The sequence below is a fragment of the Rhodoferax sp. P2_H8_2 genome (genome assembly GCF_056403235.1).
On the sequence record NZ_JBFUFW010000012.1, the window covers coordinates 58,066 to 82,255 of the forward strand.

Annotated in this window: 19 protein-coding genes; 13 read left to right on the forward strand and 6 right to left on the reverse strand. The window is 59.9% G+C overall.

Going from position 1 to position 24,190, the window contains the following annotated elements:
* Positions 1 to 19 precede the first annotated feature (19 nt).
* Positions 20 to 397 (forward strand): Hsp20/alpha crystallin family protein, encoded by a 378-nt coding sequence (locus tag AC1DV6_RS17305; RefSeq protein WP_477979629.1) that lies wholly within the window; start codon positions 20 to 22, stop codon positions 395 to 397.
* Positions 398 to 409: 12 nt separating this feature from the next.
* Here the strand turns inward: AC1DV6_RS17305 and tsaD are convergent, their stop codons facing one another.
* Complete coding sequence (gene tsaD, locus AC1DV6_RS17310; RefSeq protein WP_477979751.1) at positions 410 to 1,468, reverse strand: tRNA (adenosine(37)-N6)-threonylcarbamoyltransferase complex transferase subunit TsaD; 1,059 nt, start codon at positions 1,466 to 1,468, stop codon at positions 410 to 412.
* A 38-nt stretch (positions 1,469 to 1,506) separates the two neighbouring features.
* Between tsaD and AC1DV6_RS17315 the strand changes: the two genes are divergently transcribed.
* Together AC1DV6_RS17315 and AC1DV6_RS17320 are read left to right on the forward strand one after the other, a co-directional pair.
* Complete coding sequence (locus AC1DV6_RS17315; protein WP_477979631.1) at positions 1,507 to 2,259, forward strand: GNAT family N-acetyltransferase; 753 nt, start codon at positions 1,507 to 1,509, stop codon at positions 2,257 to 2,259.
* 51 nt (positions 2,260 to 2,310) lie between these two features.
* Positions 2,311 to 2,958 (forward strand): ANTAR domain-containing response regulator, encoded by a 648-nt coding sequence (locus tag AC1DV6_RS17320; protein WP_477979633.1) that lies wholly within the window; start codon positions 2,311 to 2,313, stop codon positions 2,956 to 2,958.
* A 17-nt stretch (positions 2,959 to 2,975) separates the two neighbouring features.
* Here the strand turns inward: AC1DV6_RS17320 and AC1DV6_RS17325 are convergent, their stop codons facing one another.
* Both AC1DV6_RS17325 and AC1DV6_RS17330 read right to left on the reverse strand, forming a co-directional pair.
* Positions 2,976 to 4,730, reverse strand: a complete 1,755-nt coding sequence (locus AC1DV6_RS17325; RefSeq protein ID WP_477979635.1) for an FG-GAP repeat protein — start codon at positions 4,728 to 4,730, stop codon at positions 2,976 to 2,978.
* A gap of 89 nt (positions 4,731 to 4,819) precedes the next feature.
* On the reverse strand, positions 4,820 to 6,583 hold the full coding sequence (locus AC1DV6_RS17330; RefSeq protein ID WP_477979637.1) for an FG-GAP repeat protein: 1,764 nt from the start codon (positions 6,581 to 6,583) through the stop codon (positions 4,820 to 4,822).
* A gap of 125 nt (positions 6,584 to 6,708) precedes the next feature.
* Between AC1DV6_RS17330 and AC1DV6_RS17335 the strand changes: the two genes are divergently transcribed.
* From AC1DV6_RS17335 to cobA, 9 genes are all read left to right on the forward strand, one after another.
* Complete coding sequence (locus AC1DV6_RS17335) at positions 6,709 to 7,149, forward strand: hypothetical protein (protein ID WP_477979639.1); 441 nt, start codon at positions 6,709 to 6,711, stop codon at positions 7,147 to 7,149.
* Positions 7,150 to 7,507: 358 nt separating this feature from the next.
* A complete protein-coding gene (locus tag AC1DV6_RS17340; RefSeq protein WP_477979641.1) occupies positions 7,508 to 8,752 on the forward strand; it encodes a CmpA/NrtA family ABC transporter substrate-binding protein in 1,245 nt (414 codons plus the stop codon).
* A gap of 9 nt (positions 8,753 to 8,761) precedes the next feature.
* Positions 8,762 to 9,718, forward strand: coding sequence for a nitrate ABC transporter permease (gene ntrB, locus AC1DV6_RS17345; protein WP_477979643.1), 957 nt, complete (start codon positions 8,762 to 8,764; stop codon positions 9,716 to 9,718).
* Positions 9,715 to 10,536 (forward strand): ABC transporter ATP-binding protein, encoded by an 822-nt coding sequence (locus AC1DV6_RS17350; RefSeq protein ID WP_477979645.1) that lies wholly within the window; start codon positions 9,715 to 9,717, stop codon positions 10,534 to 10,536. Before ntrB ends, AC1DV6_RS17350 begins: the two co-directional genes overlap by 4 nt.
* A 10-nt stretch (positions 10,537 to 10,546) precedes the next feature.
* A complete protein-coding gene (nirB, locus tag AC1DV6_RS17355; protein WP_477979647.1) occupies positions 10,547 to 13,000 on the forward strand; it encodes a nitrite reductase large subunit NirB in 2,454 nt (817 codons plus the stop codon).
* Positions 13,001 to 13,093: 93 nt separating this feature from the next.
* Positions 13,094 to 13,480, forward strand: coding sequence for a nitrite reductase small subunit NirD (nirD, locus tag AC1DV6_RS17360; RefSeq protein WP_477979649.1), 387 nt, complete (start codon positions 13,094 to 13,096; stop codon positions 13,478 to 13,480).
* Entirely contained in the window at positions 13,477 to 16,311 is a 2,835-nt protein-coding gene (locus tag AC1DV6_RS17365; protein WP_477979651.1) for a nitrate reductase, read from the forward strand. Before nirD ends, AC1DV6_RS17365 begins: the two co-directional genes overlap by 4 nt.
* A 42-nt stretch (positions 16,312 to 16,353) precedes the next feature.
* The gene (gene ybiB / locus AC1DV6_RS17370; protein WP_477979653.1) at positions 16,354 to 17,268 is read left to right on the forward strand and encodes a DNA-binding protein YbiB; all 915 of its coding nucleotides are present in this window, start codon (positions 16,354 to 16,356) and stop codon (positions 17,266 to 17,268) included.
* Positions 17,265 to 18,059, forward strand: coding sequence for a uroporphyrinogen-III C-methyltransferase (gene cobA / locus AC1DV6_RS17375; protein ID WP_477979655.1), 795 nt, complete (start codon positions 17,265 to 17,267; stop codon positions 18,057 to 18,059). The genes ybiB and cobA overlap by 4 nt, the downstream gene beginning before the upstream one ends.
* Positions 18,060 to 18,079: 20 nt before the next feature.
* Here the strand turns inward: cobA and AC1DV6_RS17380 are convergent, their stop codons facing one another.
* From AC1DV6_RS17380 to AC1DV6_RS17390, 3 genes are read right to left on the reverse strand one after another with little or no spacing between them, the layout of a single operon-like run.
* Positions 18,080 to 20,905, reverse strand: coding sequence for a M16 family metallopeptidase (locus AC1DV6_RS17380; protein ID WP_477979657.1), 2,826 nt, complete (start codon positions 20,903 to 20,905; stop codon positions 18,080 to 18,082).
* Positions 20,906 to 20,958: 53 nt separating this feature from the next.
* Positions 20,959 to 21,549 carry a hypothetical protein gene (locus tag AC1DV6_RS17385; protein ID WP_477979659.1) on the reverse strand — a complete coding sequence of 197 codons (591 nt, stop codon included), beginning with the start codon at positions 21,547 to 21,549 and terminating at the stop codon, positions 20,959 to 20,961.
* A complete protein-coding gene (locus tag AC1DV6_RS17390) occupies positions 21,546 to 22,766 on the reverse strand; it encodes a sterol desaturase family protein (RefSeq protein ID WP_477979661.1) in 1,221 nt (406 codons plus the stop codon). Before AC1DV6_RS17390 ends, AC1DV6_RS17385 begins: the two co-directional genes overlap by 4 nt.
* 88 nt (positions 22,767 to 22,854) lie before the next feature.
* Between AC1DV6_RS17390 and AC1DV6_RS17395 the strand changes: the two genes are divergently transcribed.
* Complete coding sequence (locus AC1DV6_RS17395) at positions 22,855 to 24,102, forward strand: BaiN/RdsA family NAD(P)/FAD-dependent oxidoreductase (protein ID WP_477979663.1); 1,248 nt, start codon at positions 22,855 to 22,857, stop codon at positions 24,100 to 24,102.
* The last annotated feature ends 88 nt before the right edge of the window (positions 24,103 to 24,190 follow it).

Sequence of the window (24,190 nt, forward strand, 5' to 3'; positions counted from 1 at the left end):
GTGTACTAGGAGTCACACCATGTTTTTCGCTGCTACCCAAGCCCCCATCCGCCGCCCGACCTACGCCCCACTGGGTCGCACAATGGAGCGTTTTCTCGACGAAGCACTGACCACAGCACGCCAGCAAAGCGTCGCCTATACGCAGGATGACAAGAGCTTCACCCTGACGCTGGATGTGCCCGGCGTGACCCGTGAACAACTGACGATTGGCATCGAAGGCGCAGTCGTGCGCATTCAGACCAAAGCCGATGCGCCACGCAGTTACCGCGCGGCCTACGAGTTGCCCTTGGAAGTGGACACCACCTCCAGCGAAGCCATTCTGGAAAACGGTGTGTTGACGCTGAAGCTGGGTAAGAAAGTCCCGGTGAGCAACGTTACCGAACTCGCAATCAACTAAGCAGTTGTTTGCTCACACGATGGCGTTCAAAGGCCATCGTGGTTTGACATCAAACGCGTATTGCAAAGTGGGCTGCTGCAGCCCGCTTTGCAGCCGCATCGCAGCGGCCATTGCAATCATTGCGCCGTTGTCGGTGCACAAATGCAGTTCCGGATAATGCACCCTGATCTTGCGTTTGGCGCACTCGGCATTGAGCTGCTCTCGCAGCTTGCGGTTGGCACCTACGCCACCCGCGACGACCAAGCGCTTCAAGCCAGTTTCCTTTAACGCGGTCATAGCTTTTTTCCACAGCACGTCAACGATCGCCGCCTGTGTAGATGCCGCCAGATCGGCTTGCGCGCTGCGTGGCAGGCCTTCGAATTTCGCAACTCCCGCGGCAGCAATCATCTTTTGCGATTGCACCAGCACCGCAGTCTTCAAGCCTGCGAACGAGAAGTCCAGATTGCCGCTGTGCAACAAAGGACGCGGCAATGCAAATGCAGCCGGGTTGCCCTCTTCCGCCAGCTTGGCCAATAGGGGGCCGCCCGGGTAGGCCAAGCCCATCAGCTTGGCAGATTTGTCGAACGCTTCACCCGCCGCATCGTCAATGCTTTCGCCCAGCAATTCGTAACTTCCCACGCTGTCCACGCGCATCAGCTGCGTGTGCCCCCCGGACACCAGCAGCGCAACGAAGGGGAATTCCGGCGGGTCTTCGCTCAAAAACGGCGACAGCAAGTGCCCTTCCAGATGGTGCACACCCAACACGGGTTTACCCAATGCGGCACCCAACGCACAGGCCACGCCGGCGCCCACCAGCAACGCGCCCGCCAAGCCGGGGCCGCGCGTATAGGCCACGACATCCACCTCAGCCAATGTACGCCCGGCGCGGGCCATCACGTCCTCGGTTAGCGGCAATACGCGGCGAATATGGTCGCGACTGGCGAGCTCGGGCACCACACCGCCATAGGCCTGATGCATTTCAATCTGGCTGTGCAGCGCGTGCGCCAGCAACTGCGGCGCGCCATCCGCGCGGGTTTGCACCAGAGCGACGCCCGTCTCGTCACAGGACGACTCAAACCCGAGGATCAGCATGCTGTCTTTCATAGGGCACCGAGTGTAGAGTAAGCACCATGCACCCCACTCTTTCCCCCAACGACATTGCAACACTGGAACGCGCCACGCTGGATGCCGTCGCGCCCCAAGTGGTGGAAGAAATCGATGGCTGGTTGTTGCCGTTTGATGCATCCACGATTGGTCGCGCGAAAAGCGCCGTACCGCTGCGGCACGTCGACCTCCGTGTCGACGATATCGACACCATCGAAGCCCGGTACGCTGCGCGCAGTTTGCCGGCGGCTTTTCGTCTGAGCGACGGTTGGGGTTTGACTCCACTGCACAGCACGTTGATAGAACGAAACTACCGGGACGAACAGCCGACACTGGTGCAAGTGGCCAATACCGCCGACATCCTTCGAATGTCGGCAAATTCCCAAGTGCATTTGGATGCGACGGCCCAGACGGCCTGGGCGGAGGTCTATACCGCGCCGGGTTTTGATCCCGTGGATGGCCAGCACCGCATCGCTGCATTGAGCCGCTCGCAAAGTGCTATGTACGCCTATATTGCCCAGGACGGTGCGCCGTTGGCTGCGGGTGTAGGCGCCTTCAGCCAGGGTTGGGCCAGCATTCACGGCATGCGCACGGTAATGTCGCAACGCGGCCAAGGCCTGGCGCGTAGCATTCTGGTCGCGCTTGCGCAGGAAGCGCAGCGGCGCGGCATTCACCGTTTTTTCCTACAAGTAGAAGAAGAAAATGCCGGCGCCATTGCCTTGTATGCAAAAGCAGGTTTTCACACCGCCTGGCGCTACCACTACTGGCGCAAACCTTGAACGGCAGGCCCGACAGGACACATTGGCGCGATTCTTGCACTGCTCAAGGGTATGTCCGTAGCGCTTCGTATCGTTGTCATTGCCCCTGATCTGGAGGTCTCCGACCCCACGGACACCCACGCGCTGGAACAGGCGGAGCGCTCGCGCAGTCTGCGCATTGGCTTGCTTGAGAGCAATTTCAATCTGGTGGCCACGCTGCCCGCCGATGTTTTCCTGACCGAGCGCCTGGCGCAGTTACAGCCCGACCTGATCATTGTGGACGCCGAAAGCGAAGCACGCGATGCGCTGGAGCACGTGGTGATGGCCACGCGCGATGCGCGACGCCCCATCGTGATGTTCACCAACGACCACGACACGACCAACGCCCGCGCTGCGGTGGCTGCGGGTGTGTCGGCCTATATCGTTGCGGGTTTGCAGCCGGAGCGCATTCGCCCGATTCTCGATGTGGCGCTTGCCCGCTTCCAGCACGAACAAAGCCTGCGCGAAGAATTGGCGGCTGCCCGCAACGAGCTGGACGAGCTCCACACCACGCTGAAAGACCGCAAGCTGATCGACCGCGCCAAGGCATTGCTTATGCAGCACCAGAATCTCACAGAAGAAGCCGCCTATGCGCGGCTACGCAAATCGGCGATGGACAAGAACCTGAAGCTGGTCGACGTGGCCCAGCGGATGATCGATGTAGCGGATTTGCTAGGCTGAAGCTTAGGACGTTCTTTTCAATAAATGTAAACAGCCCCCCCGGGGGCACTGGACTCGAAACGCGCACCAACAGCCATGGTGTTGCCATCAGCAGTCAGAGCGACGGCAGTACCGAAAGCCCCACTTCTGTTGGAAGCTTTGACATAGGCTTGTTGGGCCCAATTACTGCCATTACGACCATAGAGGTAGGTCGCACCAGATCCTCCAGCACTAACGTCGGCTTGATTGCCATTGATGCCATTGGCGGCACTGGCCTCTCCAGGAGCCCCAACGGCCAAAATATTGCCGTCTGACGAGAGAGTCACAGCACTGCCGAAATACTGTCCGCCCTTCGTATTCGAGGCTTTCACATAGGCTTGCTGGCTCCAGTTACTGCCGCTGCGGGTAAAGACAAAGACTGCACCGGCACCTCCGACAAAATTGGTGGTACCTGAATCCACCTGCGCGCCGTTAATACCAGTTGCAGCACTGAGTTCGCCCAGCGCACCAACGGCCATGGTGTTGCCGTCTGCCGATAGAGCCACTGAAATACCAAACTGATCACCCTGGAAGATTTGCATACCCCCAACGGGATAAGCCTCCCTGAGAAAGGCTTGCTGCTCCCAAACACTGCCAGCGAGACGGAAAACATAGACAGCGCCGCCGCCCAAACCGCTGCCAGGAGCCCCAACCGCCAATGTGTCGCCATTTGTGGAAAGAGCCACCGCATTGCCAAAAGCGATGTTCGGTCCTTCAATGTTGGGGCTGTTGGAGACATCAATGTACCCACGCTGCGCCCAGGCGCTGCCAGTGCGATTGAAGACATGGACTGCATCTTTAACGACCGGACTGGTACTGAAACTGGTCGCGCCTACGGCCAGCGTATTGCCGTCGCCAGACAAAGCCACGCTTCGCCCGAAAAAATCCGCTTGTTGCGTGTCAGCACCTTCCAACGCGGCTTGTTGCGTCCAACTGCCGCCCGTGCGCGCATAGACAAAGACATTGCCCGCAATCGTTCCGTAAAGGTTCGACGGAACTTGCATGTTGTTGAACGAATTGACAATTGGCCTGCCCGGCATGCCAATTGCCAGCGTGCTGCCATCGGAGGAAAGCGCCACGCCGATACCAAAGTTGTCACCTGCGCGTGGGGTGGGAGCTTTGAAAACAGCCTGCTGCGCCCAGCCACTGCCAGTGCGGGTAAAGACATGGACAACGCCCGCATCCCCCACGTCAAGATCAAGGGTGTTATAGATACCTCGTGCCCCAACCGCCAGCGTACTGCCATCCGCCGACAGGGCCACAGCGTCGCCAAACAAATTAACGCCGTTGGTGGTGGAAGGCTTGATATAGCCGATTGCTTGAATGAGATTGGGCGTCACAGCGGCCGCTGATGCGCTGCAACCTGCGTTGTTACAAGCCTGCACCGTGTACTGGGCATTGACACGTGTGTGCAGCAGACCGTTGATGGCATAGGCATAGCTCGTGCTCGTCAAGGATTGCGCGATCATGGTGGGTGCACTCGGGCCGGCACCGTCTGTGTCTTCGTACACGCGGTATGTGACCGGGCCCTGATCAGCCGGTGAGGCAGCCGTCCCCCAGGTCAAGCTGAAACTCTTGACACCGTAGGCGAGGGTCAGGCCAGTGGGTACCACAGGCGTAGGTATTGGTGCGGGCACAGGCTCGCCACCACCCGAACCACCACAGGCGGCAAGCAGGGCTAACCATGAGCCAACAGTTAGCAAGCGCAAAACGCGCAAGCAACTAGGCACCAGACGGCTCAGTATGTGTGGCATTGAGTCTTCCCTGAATCACCATTTTTTGACGTCGCCCCGCGGATGATCGATGTGGCGGATTTGCTGGATTGCGCCACGGGCTTCCTAACTCAATAGAGATAGGCCCCACCTGAGCTGCCCACCGCCATGTCTTTGCCATCAGATGACAGTGTCACAGCGATACCAAAACTGTTTGCAGGATTTGAGGCCTTCACATAGGCCTGCTGGGCCCAATTGCTGCCATTGCGGCCAAAGAGGTATATCGCACCAGATCCCTGGGCGCCCGTGCTAGCCTGATCGCCATTGATGCCTGTCGCCACACTGCTTTCGCCAGGCGCGCCGACGGCCAGTGTGTTGCCATCTGCTGACATGGCTACCGAGACACCGAATGACTGTTCTTTCTTCGTGTTGGAAGCTTTCACATAGGCCTGTTCGATCCAATTGCTGTCAGTACGGGTATAGACGTAGACCGCGCCGGCATTGAGCAGAGCGCTCGGAGAGCCGGTGGCGTCATGGTTGCCGTTGATGCCGATGGCGGAACCTTGCTCGCCAGTCGCCCCCACGACCATAGTGTTGCCATCCGCCGACAAGGCCACGGAATTGCCGAAGCTGTTTCCTTGCCAACGAAAACGGCTGTCCGCTCGGGGATGGCTTTCCTTGATGTAAGCCTTCTGCTCCCAGCTACCACCCGTCTGGCTAAAAACATAGGCAGCACCCTCCCATAAATCCTTGCCGGGCGCGCCAACCGCCAGGGTGTTGCCGCTTGTAGAAAGGGCCACTGCACGACCAAAATACCCGTAACTACCACCCCCGGTGGTACTGGAGGGCTTGATGTGGGTCGTTTGCGTCCAAGTAGCGCCAGCGCGTTTGAATACATAGGCTGCACCTTGAAAGGCCTCAAAGGGAGTACCGCCCGGGACCTGGCTGCCATTGATGCCAGTCACATAACTGGCCTCGCCATACGCACCCACCGCCAGAGTGTTGCCATCACCAGATAGCGCCACACTTGCTCCGAACGAATCATTGTTGTATCCGTTCGAGGCCACTACAGATGCTTGCTGGGCCCAATTGCTACCGGCACGCGTAAACAAGTAAACCATGCCGGCACTTCTTGCCTGGAAGTACACACCAAGGATCATGTCGTAGCCGAGCCAGAGGCCATTGGGATTGCCAGCTGAACCAACTGCCAGCGTTCCACCATCCGCCGACAGCGCAAGGGAAAGACCAAAGCGTTCACTTGGTATGGGTGTAGCCGCTCTCAGAATGGCCTGCTGCACCCAGCCACTACTGGCTCGGGCATAGACTCGGACAACGCCTGTATCGGTCATATTCGAGCCCTGTGCGCCTACCGCCAAGGTACGACCGTCTGCGGACAGAGCCACACTACTGCCGAACAGGTTCTTTTCTTCACCATCGGAAGGCGATAGTGAACCAATTGCCTGCGTGAGATTGGGGGCCACCGAAGGCGTTGATGCGCTGCAACCTGCGTTGTTGCAAGCCTGCACCGTGTACTGGGCATTGACACGCGTGTGCAGCAGGCCGTCGATGGCATAGGCATAGCTCGTGCCCGACAAGGCTTGCGCGATCATGGTGGGCGCCGTCGGGCCGGTGCCATCAATGTCTTCATACGCGCGGTATGTCACCGCGCCTTGATCAGCCGGTGCAGTAGCGGCGGCCCACGACAAGCTGAAACTCCTGACACCGTAGGTCATGCTCAAACTCGCAGGAACGGCGGGTACGGATACAGACACAGGCAGTGGCGTTGCGCCTCCTCCACCTCCCCCACCACCGCAAGCGGCCAAGAAGGTTAGCGGCAAGCCAACGACAAATACGCGCAAAAGGCGGCGCGCGAGGTAATGCGAAATGGACTTCATCTCTGTTTCTCCCTGCAATCTTCTTCAGCACAGTGTACCCAGCCAACCCCATACGCAACAAGAAACAAGACATCTCCTTACAAACGGCTCATAGAAAAGTAACAAGTCCACGCTACTCTTGAAGCATGCAAAACCTTCCCATTTCCATCGAACAACTGGCGGCCGAGGTTTACGACGCGGCACCGCCTCCGGAGCAGGACCGTATGGTGTCACTGCTGGTCGGCAAGATCTATGAAAGCGCGCCCGTTGCCGAGCGCCGCAACCTCATCATTTACTTGATGCGACCGTTGGGCGTGCTGTCACTGGTGGCAGTGGCCAACGGTATCTTTGCCAAGATCCGCTTTCGTGGCGGCTGGCCCGATATGCAGATCCGCACAGACGACGTGCAGAACATCCAGACGCAGGATGTGGTGGACCTCACCCACTACGCCCAGCAGACCAGCACCCAGGTGCTGGACGGCCTGGCACACATCGTCACCGGCTCCCCGGTACTGGCCACTTCGGCTGCGGCTGCCTTGCTGATTCACATCCTGCTGCAACGCCAAAAAACACGCCGCAGCACATGACCCGTGGTGCGGGCCGGTAGGGGCGCAGGTCAATTTGGTGCGTCGCACAAATCCAGTGCACCCCTCACAATAAGGCATAAAAAGTGCCTCTAGAGCTTATAGAACGTGCGTAAGCAGCTCCTGAATTCATAGCATCTTTCAGGTCAAAGCACTTGGCACAGACATTGCATTAGCTAACGCAAGACCGGCAACGGTCACGCATCCAGCCCCGTCCAACGGCGGGCGGGCCTGGCGGCAAAGGACAAAGGCGTCCCCACGGGTTTGCTTGCGCACCGCGCAGTGAACCCAGTGTGGACGCCTTTTTGCATTTCTGAGTTCTGTTTTCTGTTTTCTGTTTTGAAACCTTGAGGGAATTGCCATGACTGACTTACTGAAAGCCCGTATGACCCGTCGAACCATTCTGCAAAGCGCCACGGTCGCCGCCGTCGGCATTGATCCCGCACTGCGTGCTGCCGTCTATGCCGCAGGCTCAGACGCTCCCGAGAAAACCGAAGTGAAGATCGGCTTCATCCCGCTGACCGACTGCGCCAGCGTGGTGATGGCGTCTGTGCTGGGCATCGACCAGAAATACGGCGTGAAGATCATTCCGTCCAAGGAAGCCAGCTGGGCCGGTGTGCGCGACAAGCTGGTCAATGGTGAGCTGGACTTTGCCCATGTGTTGTACGGCCTGGTCTATGGCGTGCACCTGGGTATTGGTGGCCCCAAGAAAGACATGGCCGTGTTGGCCACGTTGAACAACAACGGCCAGGCGATCACGCTGTCCAAGAAGCTGGCCGACAAAGGCGCGGTAGATGGCGCAGGGCTTGCCAAGCTGATGGCATCCGAGAAACGTGAATACACGTTTGCGCAAACCTTCCCGACCGGCACCCATGCGATGTGGCTCTATTACTGGCTGGCCGCCAATGGCATCAATCCGCTGCAGGACGCCAAAGTCATCACCGTACCGCCACCGCAAATGGTGGCCAATATGCGTGTCGGCAATATGGACGGCTTCTGCGTGGGTGAGCCCTGGAACCACCGCGCCATCATCGATGGCATCGGCGTGACCGCCACCACCACGCAGGACATCTGGAAAGACCACCCCGAAAAAGTGCTGGGCACCACCGGCGATTTCGTCAAGAAGTACCCCAACACCGCACGCGCCGTGACGGCAGCGATTCTGGAGGCCGGTCGCTGGATCGACGCCAACCTGTCCAACAAGAACAAGATGGCCGAGACGATTGCCGACAAGAGCTACGTCAACACCAGCGTCGACGCGATCAACCAGCGCATTCTGGGCCGCTACCAAAACGGCATGGGCAAGACCTGGGACGACGCCAACCACATGAAGTTCTACAACGACGGCGCGGTGAACTTCCCCTACCTGTCTGATGGCATGTGGTTCCTGACGCAGCACAAACGCTGGGGCTTGCTCAAAGAGCATCCGGACTATCTGGCGGTTGCCAAACAGATCAACCAGATCGAGATCTACAAGCAGGCCGCTACGGCCAGCAAGACACCTATCCCGAAGGACACGATGCGCACCAGCAAGCTGATGGACGGCGTGGTTTGGGACGGGAAGGATCCCAAGAAGTACGCCGACAGCTTCAAGGTCAAGGCTTAGGGGCTCGCCATGGTCAGCGCCGTTTTCCACTCCCCTCTCTCTCCCGAAGCAGAAAGCCGTGTGCTGGCGGCCAATGCTGCCTACCAATCTGCTATCAAAAAGGAAGCTGCTCACGCAGTCCCTATGAGCTCTACAGGCACAAATGATGCAAAAACACCGGTGGCAGCCAGCCAACCCGGTTACGACTGGAACGGCCTGGTCATGTCGGTGATGCCGCCTATCCTGGGCCTGGCTTTGCTGGCAGCTATCTGGGCGCTGGTGAGCATGGGCACCAAAGGCAGCATCCCCAGCCCCTGGGAAACGCTGCAACAAGCCATCACCATCTTCAGCGACCCGTTCTACCGCAAAGGCCCGAACGACCAGGGCGTGGGCTGGAACGTGCTGATGTCGCTGGAGCGCGTGGCGATGGGCTTTGGTTTGGCCGCAGTGGTGGGCATTCCGATGGGTTTCATGATCGGCCGCTTTGAGTTCCTTTCCCGCATGTTCAACCCGCTGATCAGCCTGTTACGTCCGGTGTCTCCGCTGGCCTGGCTGCCGATTGGCCTGCTGGTGTTCAAGGGTGCGAACCCTGCCGCGATCTGGACCATCTTCATCTGCTCGATCTGGCCCATGGTCATCAACACCGCGGTGGGCGTGCAGCGCGTGCCGCAGGACTACATGAACGTGGCCCGCGTGCTGAACCTCTCCGAGTGGAAGATCATCACCAAGATTCTGTTCCCCTCCGTGTTGCCCTACATGTTGACCGGCGTGCGCCTGGCGGTGGGCACGGCCTGGCTGGTGATCGTCGCGGCCGAGATGCTGACCGGCGGTGTGGGCATTGGCTTCTGGGTCTGGGACGAGTGGAACAACCTGAACGTCAAGAACATCATCATCGCGATCTTCGTGATCGGCATCGTCGGGCTGGTGCTCGAATATGCGCTGATCAAGATTGCCACCGCATTCACATTCGAAGAGGTGAAATCATGAGCGACCTGAAATACATCGAGATCGAAAACGTCGCGCAGACCTTCAAGACCAAGAAGGGCTTCTTCCCTGCGCTACGCGATGTCAACCTCACCGTTGCCAAAGGCGAATTCGTCACGCTGATTGGCCACTCCGGTTGCGGCAAGTCCACCTTGCTGAACCTGATCGCTGGCCTGACCATGCCCACAGCGGGCACGCTGATTTGCGCCAACCGCGAAATCGCTGGCCCCGGCCCCGAGCGCGCGGTCGTGTTCCAGAACCATTCATTGCTGCCATGGCTCACCTGCTTCGAGAACGTCTATCTCGGCGTAGAACGTGTCTTCGGCACGCGCAACCCAGGCGCCGCGGTAGAGACCAAAGCGCAATTGAAGGATCGCACCGACGCCGCGCTGGCACTGGTGGGCTTGACCCCCGCCGCGCAGAAACGTCCCGGCGAAATCTCTGGCGGTATGAAGCAGCGCGTAGGCATTGCGCGCGCGCTCGCGATGGAGCCCAAAGTCTTGCTGATGGATGAGCCCTTTGGCGCACTGGATGCGCTGACGCGCGCCAAGCTGCAGGACGAGCTGCTGGAGATCGTTGCCCGCACACACAGCACTGTGGTGATGGTGACGCACGATGTGGACGAAGCCGTGCTGCTGTCCGACAAGATCGTGATGCTGACCAATGGCCCGGCCGCGACGATTGGCGAAGTGCTGAGCGTTGAATTACCGCGCCCACGCAACCGCGTGGCGCTGGCTGACAGCCCGGAGTACCTGCACTACCGCAAGGCAGTGATTGATTTTCTCTACACGCGCCAGGCGCATGTGGAAAAAGCCGCCTAAGGAGAACACCATGGATATGCGCCCGCCTCCCAAACTGAAACTCGTCATGGTCGGCAACGGCATGGCCGGTGTGCGTACGCTCGAAGAGCTGCTGAAGATTGCGCCGGACCTGTATGACATCACCGTCTTTGGCGCCGAGCCGCACCCTAACTACAACCGCATCTTGTTGTCCCCCGTGCTCGCCGGTGAGCAGACGCTGGACGAAATCGTCTTGAATTCCTGGGATTGGTACAAAGAAAACAACATCACGTTGCACGCTGGCAAGAAGGTAGCCGAAGTTGATCGCGTCAAACGCGTCGTGCGAGCGGAAGATGGCACCGAGGCCGCATACGACCGCCTGCTGCTGTGCACGGGCTCCAACCCGTTCATCTTGCCCCTGCCTGGCAAGGACCTGGAAGGCGTGATCGCCTACCGCGACATTGCGGACACGAACGCGATGATTGATGCAGCGACGAAATACAAGAACGCCGTTGTGATCGGCGGCGGCCTGCTGGGTCTGGAAGCAGCCAACGGTTTGATGCTACGCGGCATGACGGTGAGCGTGGTGCATGTGATGCCCACGCTGATGGAGCGCCAACTCGACAGCGTGGCGGGCAAGCTTTTGCAAAAGTCGCTGGAAGACCGCGGCCTGCAGTTCCTGATGGGTGCGCAGACGCAGGAGTTGGTGGCCGGTGACAACGGGCGCGTGAAGGCCATCAAGTTCAAGGATGGCACCGAAGTCGCCGCCGATCTGGTCGTGATGGCTGTAGGCATTCGTCCGAACACGCAGCTTGCCGAGAGCATGCGCATCCACTGCAACAAGGGCATCGTCGTCACCGACACGATGCAAACCGTGACCGATGCGCGCATCTACAGCGTGGGCGAATGTGCGGCGCACCGCGGCATTGCCTACGGTCTGGTGGCGCCCCTGTTCGAGCAGGCCAAAGTAGCGGCCAACCATCTGGCGCAAATGGGCATTGGCCGGTACCAGGGCTCGCTGACTTCCACCAAGCTCAAGGTCACCGGTATCGATCTGTTCAGTGCTGGCGAATTCATGGGCGGCGAAGGCACCGAAGAAATCGTGATGAGCGACCCGTTTGGCGGCGTTTACAAAAAGCTGGTGCTCAAAGACGACAAGCTGGTCGGCGCCTGCTTGTATGGCGACACGGTGGACGGCAGTTGGTACTTCAAGCTCTTGCGCGATGGCCGCAGCATTGCCGACATCCGCGACAAGCTGATGTTTGGCGAAAGCAATATCGGCGATGTGGGCCACGAAGGCCACAGCAAAGCAGCATCCATGCCCGACGATGCGGAAGTGTGCGGCTGCAATGGCATCAACAAGGGCACCATTTGCAAGGCGATTCGCGACAAGGGTCTGTTCACGCTGGATGAAGTGCGCAAGCACACCAAGGCCAGCGCGTCCTGCGGTTCCTGCACCGGTTTGGTGGAACAGATATTGATGTTCACCGCGGGTGGCGACTACTCCGCCACGCCCAAGACCAAGGCGATGTGCAGTTGCACCGACCACGGCCACCAGGCTGTGCGCGACGCCATCGTGGCGAACCACATTTTGAAGATCGCTGACGTGTTTCGCCTGATGGACTGGAAAACACCCAACGGCTGCGCCTCCTGCCGTCCCGCTGTCAACTACTACCTGCTCAGCACCTGGCCCAAGGAAGCCAAGGACGATCCGCAAAGCCGCTTCATCAACGAACGCAGCCACGCCAACATCCAGAAGGATGGCACTTACTCGGTCATCCCACGCATGTGGGGCGGCGAAACAACCGCCAGCGAGTTGCGCCGCATTGCGGACGCAGTGGACAAGTACAAGATTCCTACGGTAAAGGTCACCGGCGGCCAGCGCATCGACTTGCTGGGCGTCAAGAAAGAAGACCTGGCGGGCGTCTGGAAAGACATTGGCATGCCGTCAGGCCACGCCTACGCCAAGGCGTTGCGCACCGTGAAGACATGCGTCGGCAGCGAGTGGTGCCGCATGGGCACGCAGGACAGCACCCAGATGGGCAAAGACCTGGAGCGCGCGATGTGGCGCATGTATGCACCGCACAAGGTCAAGTTCGCCGTGTCGGGTTGCCCGCGCAATTGCGCCGAGGCAGGCATCAAGGACGTGGGCATCATCGGCGTGGACAGCGGCTGGGAAATGTATGTCGGCGGCAACGGCGGCATCAAGACCGAGGTCGCGCACTTCTTCACCAAGCTCAAGACCGCCGAGGAAGTGCTGGAGTACACCGGCGCGTTCATGCAGCTATACCGCCTGGAAGGCTGGTATCTGGAGCGCACGGTGCATTACCTGAACCGTGTCGGCCTGGACTACGTGAAGAAAAAAATTCTGGAAGATCACGCGCTGCGCAAATCGCTGTGGGAGCAACTGCAGTTTGCGCTGGACGGCGAGCCCGACCCTTGGTTTGAATTCTCCAAGGCCGAGGTTGATGTGCGCCAGTTTGACAAGCTGAGTGTTCCTGCCTGAACCGGATTTTGAAAGAGAAAGTGCCTGAAAGCCGCATGGAATGTGCGTAAGCAGCTACTAAATCAATAGCTCCTTGCGAATGAAAGGATTGGTATGAGCGAGTGGAAAAAGATCTGTCTGGTCACCGACATCCCGGTGCTGGGCTCGCGCTGCGTCGCACGCCCGCAGGGCATGGATGTGGCCGTGTTTCGCAATGCGCAGGACGAGGTGTTTGCGCTGTTGGACCGCTGCCCGCACAAGGGCGGGCCGCTCTCCCAGGGCATCGTGTTTGGCACCAGCGTGGCCTGCCCTTTGCACAACTGGACGATTGGCATGGCCGACGGCTGCGCCAAATCACCCGATGAAGGCTGTACGCCGAAGTTCGCGGTGAAGGTGGAAGACGGCGCGGTGCATCTGGATGCGACTGAACTGGCAACACATGCGCTGGATCTGGCGGCTCCGGTGGCAGGCCCGAAAGCCAAGGCTACCGCCGAAGCATGACGGTCATTCCCATCCACACAGAGCCAGCCAGCGCGCACGAAACGCGCTCGACCTGTCCTTACTGTGGGGTTGGATGTGGCGTCATCATTGAAGCCAAAGGCAACCAGATCACCGGCGTGCGCGGTGACCCGGGCCACCCGGCCAACTTCGGGCGCCTGTGCACCAAAGGCTCCACGCTGCACCTAACCGCGAGCAGCGACGTCACACAGCAAACCCGCCTGCTGCAACCCATGCGCCGCATGCAGCGCGGCGAGGCCCCCAAGATCGTCAGCTGGGACAGCGCGCTAGATCTGGCCGTTGAAAAGTTTGCCAACGTCATTGCGGACCATGGTCCCGATGCGGTGGGCTTTTATGTATCGGGCCAGTTACTGACGGAAGACTATTACGTTTTCAACAAACTCGCCAAGGGGCTGATAGGCACCAACAACATCGACACCAATTCGCGCCTGTGCATGAGCAGCGCGGTAGCGGGCTACAAGAAAACTTTGGGCGCTGATGCGCCGCCGACCTGCTACGACGATGTGAACCACGCTGCGTGCATCTTCATCGTCGGCTCCAACACCGCCTACGCGCACCCGATTTTGTTTAGGCGCATCGAAGACGCCAAGCGCACGAACCCAGCGCTGAAAATCATCTTCTGCGATCCGCGCAAGACCGATACCGCCGAAATTGCCGACCTGTACCTGCCGCTGTTGCCCGGTACCGATGTGATGCTGTTCAACGGCATGCTGCACATCATGCTGTGGGAGGGCTGGATAGACGCTGCATACATCGCGGCGCACACCAACGGATTTGAAGAGCTCAAAGCGCTGGTGCGCGACTGCACGCCGGATGTGGTGGCGCAAACCTGCGGCATCGCCAAGGCCGATCTGCTGGAAGCCGCGCGCCTGTTTGCCAAGTCGCCAGCAACGCTGAGCCTGTATTGCCAGGGCCTGAACCAGTCCAGCAGCGGAACGGCCAAAAACACCGCGCTGATCAACCTGCACCTGTCCACCGGCCAGATCGGCAAACCCGGCGCCGGCCCGTTCTCGTTGACCGGCCAACCCAATGCGATGGGCGGGCGCGAAGTGGGCGGCTTGGCCAATCTGCTGTCGGCCCATCGCGATATGGCGAACCCGGCGCACCGCGCCGAAGTGGCAGATTTCTGGAGAATTCCTTCGGTGCCCGACAAACCCGGCAAGACCGCGGTAGAGATGTTCCAGGCGGCGGCCGATGGCGAGATCAAGGCATTGTGGATTGCCTGCACCAACCCCGCGCAAAGCATGCCCGACCAGGCGACCGTGCGCCGCGCGCTGGAACGCGCCGAATTTGTCGTTGTGCAGGAAGCGTTTGCCACCACGGCCACCTGCGCCTATGCCGACTTGCTGCTGCCCGCCACCACCTGGGGCGAGAAGGAAGGCACGGTCACCAACAGCGAACGCCGCATCTCACGCGTGCGCGCCGCTGTCTATGCGCCGGGCGCCGCGCGGCATGACTGGTCCATCGCCATGGACTTTGCGCGCAAACTGGAACTCGAATGGATGACCGCGCGGTCGTTGTTTCCTTTTGAATCACCTGAATCCATCTGGAACGAACACCGCGAGTCGACACGTGGCCGTGACCTGGACATCACTGGCATGTCGTACGCGATGCTCGAAGAATCACCGCAACAGTGGCCGCTGAAGGAAGGCGAGTCACAGGGCAAGGTTCGTTTGTACGAAGACGGAATTTTCCCGACGACGGACGGCAAAGCGAACTTTGTTGCCACGCCCTACAAGCCAGTCGCCGAACCGCGTGAATCGCGCTACCCCTTCTCGCTGACCACCGGCCGCCTGCGCGACCAGTGGCATGGCATGAGCCGCACCGGCACGCTGGGCCGCTTGTTTGGCCATGTGCCCGAGCCCTCGCTGCAAATGCACCCGCAAGACATGGATAGACGTCGCCTGCAGGAAGGCGATCTGGTGCACGTGACCAGCAAGCGCGGCTCCATCCTGGTGCCGGTGCAGGCCAGCGCCGAGCTGGGCCTGTCGCAGGTCTTTATGGCCATGCATTGGGGCGAAGAATTTTTGAGCGGCGTCAGCAGCACGGGCGAGCGCCTGACGGGCGTGAATGCGCTGACGACATCGGCGTATTGCCCCGACTCCAAACAGCCCGAATTCAAGCATGCTGCCGTCAAGGTGCTGAAAGCGGAGATGCCGTGGTCGCTATTGGCAATGGCCTGGCTGCCTACTGACAGAGCGCTCACCGCGCGCCAGAAGTTGCAAGGGCTGATGGCGAAATTTCCATTTGCCAGCTGCACCCCGTTCGCAAACCAGTTGGCGTTGAACGACAGTGGCAGCCAGCGCAGCGGTGTGCTGTTTCGCGCCAGTGCCCATGCCGCACCCGATGCAGAGCTGCTGGCGCAGATCGAATCCATCTTTCAACTCGATGGCCCGCTGGTGGTGCGCTATGCCGACCCCAAACAGGGACAACGCCGTGCCGCGCGTCTGGTGCGTACGTCGGACGGGAATGCGACGCTGGAAGGCTTTTTTCTCGCAGGCGATACCAGCGCACGAAGCTGGATCAAGACGCTGCTGCAGGACGAACAGCCCGCACAGGCCTACGCCCGCGCGCTGATGGTGCCCGGCGCCAAAGCGCCAGTGGCCGTGGTGTCGCGCGGCAACACAGTCTGCACCTGCTTCAACGTGACCGATGTTGCGATTGAAGCGCATCTGTCGCAATGCGAAGGAAGCGCCAAGGAGCGGCTGGAATCGCTGCAAGGCGCGCTGAAATGCGGTACTAACTGCGGTTCTTGCCTGCCCCAGTTACAACGCCTGGCTCGACATAGTGAGTCGGCAGCTGCCCCCGCATAAGCTCATAGCCCAAAGTTCTCAAGCCTCGCGGACAATCCCGATATGGGCATAGGCAAGTACATCAAGGAAATCGGACGCGGCAAGGAAGGCGCACGTGCGCTGAACCGCGAGCAGGCCGCTGATCTTTTTGGCCAGGTGCTGGACGGCACAGTCACCGATCTGGAGATTGGTGCCTTTTGCCTGGCGATGCGCATCAAGGGCGAAACGGCGGAAGAAATGGCCGGTTTTCTGGATGCAACCTACCAACGCCTGAACCGCATTCCCGCCAGCGACAAGCCTGTCGTCGTGATCCCCAGTTACAACGGCGCGCGCAAGCTGCCGCTGCTGACGCCCCTGTTGGGCCTGCTGCTGGCGCGCGAAGGCTTGCCAGTGCTGATCCACGGCACAGCCACTGAGTCCACCCGTGTTTTTACATCCGAAGTGCTCGCAGCCATGGGAATAGAGGCGTGGGCGGCTATTAAATCAATAGCACCAGGTGAACTGGCGTTTGCACCTACTGCGCTGTTGTGCCCCGGCTTGCAGCGCCTGCTGGAGGTACGCCGCGTCGTGAATCTGCGCAACCCGGCGCACAGCCTGGTCAAGCTAATGAACCCCATCGACTCGGGTAAAGGCAAAAGCCTGGTCGTCAGCAGCTACACACACCCGGAATACGCGATCTCGATGGCAGCCACGTTTGCGCTGACGCAGGCCAACGCGCTGCTGCTGCGTGGCACTGAGGGTGAGGCCGTGGCCGACCCGCGCCGCACGCCGACGATGCAAGCCTTTGTGAATGGCCTGACATTCACGCTGCAGGAACACCAGGCCGGCCCGCTGACCACGCTGCCCGATCTGCCAACCCAACTGGACGCCGCCACGACCGCTGCCTATATTCAACAGGTGATGGCGGGCGAGCAACCCATACCAGCCCCCATCGCACAACAGGTGGCCCACATCTTGCATTTGGTTGAATCACTATGAAGAACGATCTCTCCCGCCCTAACGCCGTTGGCCAGGTCACCTTGGTCGGCGCAGGCCCGGGCGATCCGGAGCTGCTGACGATCAAGGCGCTGAAGGCGATTCAGGCCGCTACGGTGCTGCTGGTGGACGATCTGGTCAATGAGGCCATCGTCGCGTTTGCGTCGCCCAGCGCGCGCATCGTGCATGTGGGCAAGCGTGGCGGCTGCAAATCCACACCGCAGTCGTTTATCGAAAAACTGATGATCACCGCGGCGCTGGAGGGCGAGAACGTGGTGCGCCTCAAGGGCGGCGATCCGTTCATCTTTGGCCGGGGTGGTGAAGAAGTCGAAAGCCTGCAAGCCGCGGGCATTCGCGTCAGTGCCATCAATGGCATCACCTCCGGCTTGGCCGCGGTCACCTCGCTGAATGTGCCGCTGACGCACCGCGAATATGCGCACGGCGTGGTGTTTGTCACTGGCCATGCCAAACCGAATGACGCAGGCACCGATTGGCGCGCGCTGGCCGAGACCGCACGCCAGGCCAAGCTGACACTGGTGATCTATATGGGTGTCAGCGGCGCTGAGCGGATTCAGAATGAGCTGCTGTGGGGTCTGCCTGCCGACACGCCTGTCGCCATCATTCAGAACGCCAGCCTGCCTACCCAGCGCCACGCGGTGTGTGCATTGGACATGCTGGCTGCCACCATTGCCGACGAACAACTGGCCAGCCCCAGCGTGATCATCGTCGGCGATGTCGTGCGCGGCGCGGCGCACAGCCAGCTCGCCATTCAGGGCCTGTTCACAGGCACCTGAGAGCGGTGGCGTAAGCCCTGCTACTTTGTCTCGACCTTCTCGGGGTACAGCACCATCTGCACGTAGTTGTCGCGCCGCAGGTAGCGCTTGGCGGCTGACTGCACGTCAGCAGCGGTAATCGCTTCGGCGCGCTTCTCGAAATCCAGAATCCGCGCGGGATCGGTTCCGAAAAGGACGGCTGTCCGCAATTGGCCCAGCCATTGGCTGTTCTCGCGCATGGACTTGCGATTGGCGATAAGCCAGTTTTGCTTCACCTTGGCCAGATCGCCCGCATCAGGGCCGTTTTGCTGCAGCTTCTCGATCTCGCCAAAGGCGGCTGCCACCACCTTTTCCACGTTCTCCGGGGCGCAGGGCAATTGCAATCCGAACTGGTAATTCTGGTAAGGCGTGCGGTCCAGGCCACCATCCATGCCGCCGCTATAAATCAGTGTCAGCTTTTCACGTAGCACATCGATGATGCGGATATTCATCACCTCCACCATCGCACGGACGCGCAACTGCTCATCCTCGGAATATTGAGCATCACCGGCGAACCAGATATTCACCCGGCTCTTGGGTTCACTGCCCGCGTGTACGGCCTTTTGCACCACGCCTTTGACCGGGCGCACGCCCAAATCTGCGTACTCGGTTTTGAGGTCGCCCGCTGGCAGACTGGCCAGGTAGGTATTGATCAAAGGCAGTAGCTGCTCGCGCGTGAAGCTGCCAACAAAAGTGAAGGCAAAACCTTTGGCACTGGAGAAACGCTCCTGGTAAATGCTGCGTATGCGATCCATGCCCAACTGTTCAAAGTCTGCCGGGCGGGCCGTAAGCCATACCCGTGGATGGGCGTTGAACAGCGTGGTCCATAGCGCATCGTAGAACACCGACTCGGGCCGGGCGATGGTGTTTTTCGCCAGATCCTGCGAGCGCGTCACAAAGGACTGGAACAGATCCGCGTCGCGCCTTGGTGCCGCAAACTTCAGATGCACCAGTTGCAACATGGTTTCCAGGTCAGCCTGGCTGGAGGATGCCGACACGTAGTCGGTCTCGTTACCAAGTCCCACAGACACATTCGCTACCTTGCCCGCCAGCATCTTTTGTAAATCCGTCGGTGTGAAGTCACCCAGCCCCATGGACGACACCGCACTGCTGGCATAGCGCAGATTGAATTTGTCCTCCAGGCCATACAGCGACTGGCCACCAAAGCGGCTCGCACCCATGATGATCTCGTCGTTCTTGAAATCTGTGGGTTTCAGGATGACTTTGACGCCGTTGGAGAGCACCAACTCGGTCGTTCCCAGCGCCGCGTTCTGTTTCTCCGACACCACCGTGCCAGCCTGGGGTGGCTTGGCCATCAGGCTGGTAGGCAATACTTTTTCTTCTTTGGCCACTACAGGGCGTTGCTCGGCCTGTTGCATGGCACTCACCAGCTGATCTTCCTTGGGCGTGCCCTCTTCTTTTTGATTGCCCATGTAAACCAGCAGCTTGGCGCTCTGGCCTGGGATGGTGCTCTTCGCGAATGCGTTGACGTCGGCCAGTGTGATGGTTGGCAACAGCTCTTGCGCGTAAATCAGCTCGTTGCTGATACCGGGAATGGTCTCCTGCACCAGGAAATTGCGAATGTACTCAGCCGCGTAGCGCCCGGAATCGGTTTTCTCGCGTTCCACATGGGCCTGTTCCACCGTACGCAGCATGCTCTTCTTGCTGCGCTCCAGCTCGGCCGTTTGAAAACCGAACTGCTTGGCGCGCTGGTTCTCCAGCACCAGCGCATCGATCGCCGGGCCTGCACCCTGGCGTCCCAACAAGGCGAAATTACTGAAAGTGCGATAGCCGGGCACCAAAGGACTCAATCCACCAGAGCCCCCAACAAAAGGCGGGTTGGGTTGTTGCGTCACTTCCTGCATGCGCTGGCCCAGCATCATTCCAAACAGCCGCTCCAGCAGTTTTTGGCGTGTATCCGCCAGCGTGCGCTCGACCTTGTCTTCGGTCACGGGGTACAGCACGCGCATGATGTTGTTGGTGGCCTCCTTGTCAGTGACCACCACAGCCTCAACCTCCCTGCGTACCGGAATAGCGGGATAGTTGCGAGGCCGCTCGTTGGCGGGGTTGCGCAGTTTGCTGAAATGCTGCTCCACGAGCTTTTGCGCATCGGCAGGATCCATGTCCCCAACCACTACCACCGCCATCAGGTTGGGCCGGTACCAGTCCTTGTAAAAGCGCTTGATCGCATCAAACTTGAAACCATTCAGACTTGCTTCCGTGCCAATCGGCAGGCGCTTGGCGTACAGCGAGCCGCTGAATATCTTGGGCCACAGCACCTTGTTCATGCGGTCCTGCGCGCCCTTGCCGCTACGCAACTCTTCCAGCACGATGGCGCGCTCGGCCTCCAGCGCGTCATCATTGAAACTCACGCCTTGCGCCCAGTCTTCCAGCACCAGGAACGCCTTCTCAATATCCTCCCGTTTGTCTGTCGGAATCGGCAGGATGTAAACGGTTTCGTTGAAGCCCGTATAAGCGTTCAGATCGGCGCCGAATTTCAGACCGATCGACTGCAGATAAGAGATCAGCTCGTGCTTCTTGAAATGCGTGGAGCCATTGAAGGCCATGTGCTCGGTGTAGTGCGCCAGACCCAACTGATCCTCGTCCTCCAGGATCGAGCCTGCCTTTACGACCAACCTCAGCTCCAAACGCTTCTCCGGCCGGCTGTTTTTCTGGATGTAGTAGGTCAGGCCGTTGTCCAGCTTTCCCACCTTAACTTGCGGGCCAACGGGCACCGCATCTGCCAGGTTGAATGCAGCGTGCGCGCTCCATGTGAGACCCAAGAACAAACAGGCGGCGCCGATTTGCCGGAAGACTTTCAAGTTCATAGAATTCCCTGAGATGTGTGACCCGCGCAGCATACCAGCGGGTTATGCAAACGCTAAGCCGGAAGGGCTGTTCCGGCTGACCGCATGTGCGGCTTGGGCAACGCCAACAAGGCAACGCCGGCTGCCAGCAAATAATGCAGCGCCTGGGTGCTGTTGAAATAATTCAGGTACAGAGCGCCCGGCTTGCCGGTGGCCGCCACCACAAAACTGCCCACCAGCAACAGCGCTCCGACAATGGCCAGCGCGCTGCGTTGCTGCAGTGCGGTCCAGACGATCACGATGGCCGACAAGCCCGGCACGATCTGGCTCCACAACGACACGCCCATCACGGTCAGCGCAACGCCAAATCCGCCCAGCACAACGACAAAACGGCCCACCGCAGCAGGGCGCTTGGCAATCGCTGCCTCCGGCCAGCGCAGACCCGCTGCCAACAAACTGAACGCTGCACACGCCGCCAACAAACTGAAGAAACGATGCGGCCCGTACACCACTGCCACACCAGAGAACCGCAACACGCCCAGCAGTGCGGCGAAGCCGATCAGACCAGCGCCAACCGCAACGGCCGGACGCGCGCGCAGATCACGCCTGGCAACTGCCGCACAGACCAGAAGCAGCACCAGGTCCGACAGTGCGTCCGCGTTCATGCCGCCACCTGTTGCATAGCGGCGCGCTGACGCAGCAGCCAGGACACACTGGCCACTGCAAACATCAGTATCGCTGCGCTCAGCAGATAGGGAGACTGAAAGCCGAACCAGTCAGGCAAAAGTTTGAATGCTGAGCCCACGGCCATCAGTCGGAAAATTTCGAGCCAACGCCCCCAAGGCAGTCCTTCCAGCAGTGCGCCCAAGGCCACGGCGGTGAGCGCAATCACTGCGGCGTACACCAGCGCATCGGCGGTCGGAATGTCCTTGACGATGCCCAGAAAATGCACGACCAGCGGCACCAAAAGCGCGTATTGCAGCGCCACATACCAGCGCATGGCCGGCGGCGTCTGCCGGCTGTAACGCTGAAATGTCGAAGGCTCGAAGTGCTCTATCGGTTCATCGGTCCAGCCACCCGGCGGCGCCACCCAGACGCCCAGCTTGGCGCGCCATCCCTTGGCCGCGATGGACTCACGCCACAGGTCGGCGTAGTAATGCAGGTTGCCCCAGATCGGGCTGTAGCTCTTTAGTGGTTTGCGAATGCCATAGACGATCTTCTCGCCGTCGCGCTCATCTTCAAAGGTGCCAAACAGTCGGTCCCACAGGATCAGGATGCCGCCATAGTTCTTGTCGATGCAATAGTCGTTCTGGCCGTGGTGCACACGGTGGTTGCTGGGCGTTACCAGAATTCGGTCCAGCGCGCCCATACGGCCAATTAATTCGGTATGGACCCAATACTGGTACAGCAGATCAATCAAGCCCACTGTCACCATCATCTGCCAGGGCACGCCCAGCACTGCCAGTGGCAGATAAAAGGCCCAGCCCAACAGCGTGCCAGTCGATGTCTGGCGCAGCGCGGTCGAGAGGTTGTAGTACTCCGACGAATGGTGCACCACATGCGAGGCCCATAGCACGTTGACCTCATGGCCCATGCGGTGCGCCCAGTAGTAGCACAAGTCGTACAGGATCAAAGCCAGCACCCACAGCCAGACGTTGCCCATAGCCCACTCAGTGAGGCGGTAGGTGTCATACACCGCGATGTAAATCCCCAGGCTGGCAACCTTGGTGAACGCGCCAGTCAACTGGCTCAATACGCCGTGGTGCAGTCTGGTCACCGCGTCAGGAATGTCGTACACCGCCAAGCCACGGCGACGGGCAAGCCATGCCTCCAGCAAGATGGTCAGCAGGAACACGGGAATAGCGAAGAGGATGGGATTCATGGGCTTGTCTCGCTCGTTCTCGTTATGCGTTTGCAGCACATCTCTACCGGGTGCTGCCAGCGTTTTTGATCAGTCTACACTGCAGGCCATGCATAGTTTTGATGTCGTGATCGTGGGCGCAGGTGCGGCCGGCCTGTTTTGCGCCAGCCAGGCCGGGCAGCGTGGCTTGAAGGTTTTACTACTGGACCACAGCGAAAAAGTCGCCGAGAAAATCCGCATCTCGGGTGGTGGCCGCGCCAACTTCACCAACACCGATGTGTCAGCTGCCAACTTCCTGAGTGAGAACCCGCGTTTTGCGAAATCGGCACTGGCCCGCTTTACGCCGCGCGACTTTCTGGCGCTGATGCAGAAGTACCAGATTCCGTTTCACGAAAAGCACAAAGGCCAGCTGTTTTGCGACCGGTCGGCCGAAGACCTGATCCAGATGCTGTTAGCCGAGTGCGCCGCCGGAGGCGTGGAACGTTGGCAGCCCTGCGCCGTCAAAAACATCAAGTTTTTGGCCTCCAAGGCTTATGGAACGTGCGTAAGCAGCTACGAAATTGATAGTGACCGGGGAGTCATCCATTGCGCGGCTGTCGTGATCGCCACAGGCGGGCTGTCCATCCCCAAGATTGGCGCCACGGATTTTGGCTTTCGGGTCGCCAAGCAGTTCGATTTGCCGATCATCACACCGCGCCCGGCACTGGTGCCGTTGACGTTTGACGAAGCTGCCTGGGCGCCGTTTGCCGAACTGTCCGGCCTGTCGCTGCCGGTAGAAATTGCGACCGGCAGCAAGAAAACCAACATGGCGTTCCTGGAGGACCTGCTGTTCACCCACCGCGGCCTGTCCGGCCCCGGCGTTCTACAGATTTCCAGCTACTGGGCCGAGAACACGCCGATCCGGCTCAATCTCGCGCCCCGCACAGACTGGGCCGCACACCTGCAAAACGCCAAAAACACGTCCCGCAAGCTGATCGCCAACGAGCTGGGCACGCTGCTGCCCTCCCGCCTGGCCGATACCTGGGCCGCCCAAGGCAAGACTGCAGGTCATGACTGGCTGCGCCCGGTCAACGAGGCCTCCGACAAGGCGCTGGCGGTGCTGGCCGAGCGCCTGTCCCGCTGGGAAATCACCCCCACCGGCACCGAGGGCTACCGCAAGGCCGAGGTCACCGCGGGTGGCGTGGACACCAAGGTTTTGTCCAGCCAGACGCTGGAATCCAGCCAGCCAGGGCTGTATTTCATTGGCGAAGTGGTCGATGTGACCGGCTGGTTGGGCGGCTACAACTTCCAGTGGGCTTGGGCCAGCGGCTTTGCTTGCGCCCAAGGGCTGGCCGAACGCCTGAAACCCGGGGTTTGAACCTTTCCAGGTTCAGGATATAATCCGAGGCTTTTCTGGCGCTACCCCGTCAGCCAATACTAGTTATCGACGGGGAATTCAGCTGCGT